Origin of the sequence: Parafrankia sp. Ea1.12, assembly GCF_900465275.1 — a bacterium.
Lineage (GTDB): Bacteria > Actinomycetota > Actinomycetes > Frankiales > Frankiaceae > Parafrankia > Parafrankia soli.
In genome coordinates this window covers 1-5,329 of the sequence record NZ_UBIZ01000597.1, presented here as the reverse complement: position 1 = coordinate 5,329, position 5,329 = coordinate 1, and the positions used below count along the sequence as shown (strand labels likewise).

General features: G+C 68.7%; 3 protein-coding genes, 1 tRNA gene and 3 pseudogenes. 2 read left to right on the top strand and 5 right to left on the bottom strand.

Annotated elements, in window-relative coordinates; genetic code table 11:
- Positions 1–167: pseudogene (locus FMEAI12_RS32690) on the top strand (ABC transporter substrate-binding protein); the annotation flags it as partial.
- A 469-nt stretch (positions 168–636) separates the two neighbouring features.
- Here FMEAI12_RS32690 and FMEAI12_RS32685 read toward each other — a convergent pair.
- A pseudogene (locus tag FMEAI12_RS32685) lies at positions 637–991 on the bottom strand (DNA-binding transcriptional regulator); the annotation flags it as partial.
- A gap of 154 nt (positions 992–1,145) precedes the next feature.
- Positions 1,146–1,394 carry a hypothetical protein gene (locus FMEAI12_RS32680; RefSeq protein ID WP_112109021.1) on the bottom strand — a complete coding sequence of 83 codons (249 nt, stop codon included), beginning with the start codon at positions 1,392–1,394 and terminating at the stop codon, positions 1,146–1,148.
- 438 nt (positions 1,395–1,832) lie between these two features.
- Here FMEAI12_RS32680 and FMEAI12_RS32675 point away from each other — a divergent pair.
- Positions 1,833–2,359: pseudogene (locus FMEAI12_RS32675) on the top strand (type I CRISPR-associated protein Cas7).
- A gap of 639 nt (positions 2,360–2,998) precedes the next feature.
- On the opposite strand, the gene FMEAI12_RS32670 reads toward FMEAI12_RS32675, so the two are convergent.
- From FMEAI12_RS32670 to FMEAI12_RS32660, 3 genes are all read right to left on the bottom strand, one after another.
- On the bottom strand, positions 2,999–3,805 hold the full coding sequence (locus FMEAI12_RS32670; protein ID WP_112109020.1) for a methylenetetrahydrofolate reductase: 807 nt from the start codon (positions 3,803–3,805) through the stop codon (positions 2,999–3,001).
- A gap of 251 nt (positions 3,806–4,056) precedes the next feature.
- Positions 4,057–4,132: transfer RNA gene (locus FMEAI12_RS32665), tRNA-Glu, on the bottom strand.
- A 130-nt stretch (positions 4,133–4,262) separates the two neighbouring features.
- Positions 4,263–5,120 carry a hypothetical protein gene (locus FMEAI12_RS32660; RefSeq protein ID WP_112109022.1) on the bottom strand — a complete coding sequence of 286 codons (858 nt, stop codon included), beginning with the start codon at positions 5,118–5,120 and terminating at the stop codon, positions 4,263–4,265.
- Positions 5,121–5,329: the final 209 nt, after the last annotated feature.

Genomic DNA, 5,329 nt, shown 5'->3' with positions numbered 1-5,329 from the left:
AGCGCAAGGCGGCCTACGACACCGTGCAGGAACGGTTGACCGAACTGACCCCGATGTTCTTCATCGCGCGTGGGGGGCTCGGCGCCATCTCGGGCAAGAACGTCGGCGGCCTCGCGCAGTACGGCCTCGGTTCCCTGCTGCCCGAGAAACTGTGGATCCAGCCGTAGCCGTCCACCCTGGATGAGAGGTCGCCGTAGCCCACGAATGCCGGGGCGATCTCCCAGGCACGGACCAGACTCGGCGCCGCGGGGAGGGTCCCCTGGCGGGCGTGGGCCCGACCAGGGGAACCGTGGCAAGGGTACGGGCCGAGCTGACATCGACGACCTGGCCGAGCGGGGAGGCGGCAGCACCACGCGACGTCGCACTCAGGACCAGCCGTCCGAGCGCGGCCCCTGCGCGGAACTGGTCGGCCGGTCGGTCGGCGTCGGTTCCGACCGCCAGGACGGTCGGACGTTCGACGGCCACGTCCGCCACCCGCATGCCACTCTTGTCGATCACGTCGAAGTCCCGCAGCACGAACTCCGACTCGCGGGTTCGCGCAGTGGTGACGACCGAGTACCGCGGGATGCCGTCGGCAGCGCTGACCTCGGAACGGCTCCACGAATGTCGAACGGGTGGGCGGCCCGACGGGACCGGTCAGCGAGCTTTCAGGATCGTCGTTCCTGTTTAAGCAGCTCGGCGATGACCGGGCGGTCGTCGGTGGCGTCGGTGATGAGGCCGCTCACCGACGCGACCGGCAGCACGGTGAACGGCGATGCGGTGCCGATCTTCTCGCTGCTGGCTAGCGCCAGCACGTAGGTGTCGGCGGTCTGCCGGGCGAGGGTGCGTTTCATCGCCGCCTCGTCGGCGTCGCCGGTGGTCAGCCCGGCCTCGCAGTGCACGCCGGTGACGCCCAGCAGGAAGAGGTCGGCCCGCACCTGGTTGGCCGCCTCGGCGGCGGCCGCGCCGCAGGTGACGGGGCCGAGTGCCTGAAGAGCCGGCCGCCGATTAGGAGCGCGTCGGTGGACGGGTGGTCCACGACTTCCCATCTCCTACCAGGTGGAAGAATCCCGCTCGCCGCCTGATCGCGCGCGCCGCCCCCACCGTCTTATCCGGGCAAAGAGAAACCCCGGCCTGGCCCAGACCGGGGCGCTCGTGGTCGCCGGTCAGCCGGCCGTCGGCACCGCCGCGGTCTCCTCGACGACGGCGAACAGGCCACCCTCAACATCGCGCCAGTCGCTGACGGGGCGGACGTCGAGGGTCGCGAGCAGCGTGTCGGCGGCCTCGCTGAGGGCGGGGAGGCCGGCGGCGTCGAGGCGGCCGACGATGGTGCCTTCCGTGTCAGCCTCACCACGGATGATCCGGACGTCGAGGGTGTCAGCGTCGACGTACGCGTAAGTGTTCGTGTCGGTCAAGGGAGCCTCCTTGGGACATGGGAGAGATCGGGTTCGATTCGTACGAGGGAAATCCTTACGCAGCGACGCGGACCCGAGCCACGCGCCTCCCGAGGTGTCAGGCCGCACGGGCATATGGCGTGTCGTGGTCGTCCCGCGAGGCCAATCCCAAACCGATGGCGGCCAAATCCGGTCTAACCGCAGCTGCGGATGCCCTCCGCGGTAGATGTCGTGTGGTGCCAATCCGCGGCCGGATGATGTGCGGGCCAGCGCGGTTGGGAACTGCCGGTCCGTGCCTCTGAAGTCCCGTCGGCGGGGTCGATGCCAACCCGGTCGACGAAGAAGGCCCGCGCGGTGCCGAGCGATCGGTGACAGTCATGCTCGCCGCTCACGTCGTGATCTTGAAAGGCATGGTCCTCGCCGGAGGCAGACCTCGCCAACCGCTACGTCGACGTCCGCCTGTTCGGCGCCGTCCTGTCCACCGGCAAGACCCGCTCGCTCGGACAGATCCGCGGATCGCTCCAGAACGGCATGGCCCGTTCCATCGACCCCCGTCGTCCCGTCGACCACACCATCACCCGAGTCATCAGGCCGACATCGACAAAGGCAAGCACACCGAGATGGGCGGCAAGTGGACCGTCCCCTACGGCCTGTATCGGGCCCACCTGCACTACTCCGCCCCCCGCGGCATCCAGACCGGCGTCACCGCAAAGGACCTCGACCTGCTCCTGCGCACCCTGATCAACATGTTCGACCACGACCGGTCCGCTACCCGCGGCGAGATGGCCACCCGCGGCCTGCACGTCTTCAGCCATCCCGACACCTTCGGCGCCGCCCCCGCCCACACCCTCGCCGACCGCATCAGGACCCAGAAGATCAGCACCAGCGAACCCCGCAGCTTCCACGACCACAAGCTCGACGTAGACGATGATCATCTGCGCCCTCACCCGCATCCCAGGATGACCGCAAGGGGTCAGTGTCCATGATGCGCCGACAACAGCCTGCCACGGACCGACGCGCCACGAGCATCACCAAGACTCCGAGCCAGGGCCGTCTCTCTGGAACCGGCTGGTGAGCTCGAACCTTCGTCCACTCGATTACAAGACGAAACACTACGTATCGAAATGTACTGGCATATGCCGCGCAGTGCCGTTAAATCCCGGTCAGGGCATTTTCGCTGTCGGGTAGTGCCGGCGAGTGTCGCGGCGTACCGGAGTATCCGCGCACACAATGCGCGCCCATGTCGGCGGACCTTGGTCATCGCCTGGGCGATGCCGACGCCTCACCAGCCCGTGTCGCCAAAGACTTTTCCGGTAGCGCACTGTAGCCGGTCATGGAACGGATAGATCGGACCCATGCCGTGACCTTCGGGCGTAGAAGGCCCGCGCCGTTTGTCGGTCGCTCCGATGTCACGCCCCGGCCGCTCTGCGTGGAGCTCGTCGCAAGCATGGCACCATGCGCTGACCGCCATGCATCGCCTCAACCATCGGGGGTCGAGGCTGTCGACGCGTCCGTCGATCCTCACGTGACGGGGAGGATGTAAGCGAGCCCCGCACCGGCCGGCGTGGAGCTCGCATCTCGGAGGAGTGAACGCCAAGGACGATCTCTCCGGAGGCCCGGGGGGGTCAGAGAAGATCTTCGAGTCGGGTGGCGACCTGGCGGTAGCGGCTGACCGGTACGAGGTGCACACCGGCGAAGGCGCCGCTGTCGCGTAGCTGTAGCACCTGGTCGCAGGCTGTTTCGACCCCGGCGGTCCGGTCTCGTTCGACCGCGTGGACAAGGTCGTCGGGGATGTCGATGTCGGGAATCGTTGCGGCGAGGCGGCGGGCCATCCCGGCGCTCGCGAGGACCATCACGCCGGCGTAGACCGGCAGTTCGACCGGGTGGGCGTCGCGCCAGCGCAGTAGAGCGTCTACCGAGTAGCTGACTTGTACGAACAGGAAGTCGGCCGCTCGTTTCCATGTGGGCAGTGGCCGCACACCGGCGGCGGCTCCGACCCGGAACGCCGGCATGTCGGCGAAGACCGGATCCTCGCTGGCCGCGCGGGCCTCGTCGATCATCGCGCGCACGGTCAGGTCGCTGGTCCGGTTCCCGGCGGTGGGTTTGTCGCCGTGGACGAACAGGAACTCCTCGACGCCGTAGGCCGCTGCGGTGAGCAGGTCGCGGCGGAAGCCGAGCAGGTTACGGTCGCGGGAGTTCACGCAGGCGATGCTGCGTCCTCCCATCGTCTGCACCTCGTGGGCGACGGCGATGCTCGACACGGTCGCTCGTCCGATGTGGTTGTCGGGGATCAGGAACGCGTCGGTGACGGGGCTCAGGACGCCGATCTGATGGCGGGCGTGGGTCAGGTCGGGTCGGGTCGGTGGTTCGATTTCGCAGATCAGCTCGAAGTCGCGTGCTGGACGTTCGTGACTTGCCGTGGATTCCCGCATCCGGACAGGATAGGGCGCCGCGATCCCCGACCACAGCCGTCACTGAACCGCACGGTGCGCTGCACCTGTCCAGCCGACCGGGATCTGTCGAAGTCCGGTTTGTGTGTCGGTGGGTGGTGATGCTCGGCAGCAGGGTTAGAGGAACGAACAGTCACGGAGCGCGGCGAAAAACGCTGGTGGACCTCGTATCGTTACCTAGATTCCGTCAACCACGCCAAATATTTACTTTTGGTAGTCGATCTACTACTCTCTGGTGCCCCCAACGGGATTCGAACCCGTGCTACCGCCTTGAAAGGGCGACGTCCTGGGCCGCTAGACGATGGGGGCAGCGAACCGGAGATGCGGCAGCGGATGATCCACCACAACACCGGGCTTCAGAACAGGGCAAGCATAGGGGATCGTCCGCTCCGCCGACAAACGCGTGCCGTCGACCGCTGGTCGGAGGACGCGACGTCGATCATGCCGGCGGAGGCTTTGGCGGGGCAACCGCGGGCCCTGAGGGCAGACTGAGCGCGGGGCGTGGGTCGACCCGGCGGTAGCGCGACCGGAAGAACGCGCGTACCGGACGTCCGCCGATCGAGATCGTGTGTTCGATGGCCACCGGCGCGGCCGATGTGGCCGGAATGCCCGGAGTGGTCCCGTGCGGCGGTGCCGCCGGGCGGGGGAACGGGACTTCGAGCGGCGGCGTGATGTCGAATGACAGTGTGACGTCGTCGGATCTCGCCCGGGGTGTGTTCGGGTCGTAGACCCGCAGCCTGACCCGGTTTCCGCGCTGCTCGTACGCGTAGGCGAGGACCTGGTGATTGAGGCCGAGGCGCAGCGGGTCGGCCGAGTGGACGGTGATGACGCCGAGCGGGCAGAGCAGACCGCGATCCAGGTCGAGGCGGATCCGCGGCCATTCCCGGTCGACGCTGATCCGCCCGACGCCGGGGCGGGTCAGCGGGCCGCGAGGCAGGTCGGTGTCGGCCGCGCTGGTCAGGCGGTAGTAGCGGTAGACCCCGCGCGGGATGTCGAAGCTGTCGAAGAGCCGGCGCACGATGTAGCGGTAGAGGGCCGTCCCGGCGGCCGGTGGGCTGGTGATCTCCGGAGGCGCTACGCCGAACTCGAACATGTCGCGGACGGCGTAGATCATCCCGCCGCACAGGCCACGGCTGGCGTCTCCGATCGGCACCGTGCCGAGGCCCACGACCGGGATCCGCAGGACGGGCTGGCGGGGGAAGGAGTTGGTGAAGCCGAAGGCGTGGGTGCTCGGGAGGAAGCCCGGCACGGCTGCGCTCCGCCCGCCGGACCGCTCCCGTGCTGTTCCGTCCCGCATGGTGCCGTCGCCCACAGCGCCGTCACCCACGGCGCCGCCCGGCGTGGTGCCGTCGCCCGCTCCTTCGTCGGTCACGCCTCCATCCTCACGTCCCGGCGGGGTTGCCGGGGTGGATGTCGTCAGGACTCTCGACGCGGCCGGCGGTCGCGGTAGCGGCCCGCCGGTGCCCCGGTCACGCGCGGGGGCGCGGGCGGGGCGGGGAGCCGCAC

Bases quoted from the DNA above. Each gene is read 5' to 3' on its own strand.
- FMEAI12_RS32660 (WP_112109022.1), bottom strand. From the start codon at position 5,120: ATGCGGGACGGAACAGCACGGGAGCGGTCCGGCGGGCGGAGCGCAGCC.
- FMEAI12_RS32670 (WP_112109020.1), bottom strand. From the start codon at position 3,805: ATGCGGGAATCCACGGCAAGTCACGAACGTCCAGCACGCGACTTCGAG.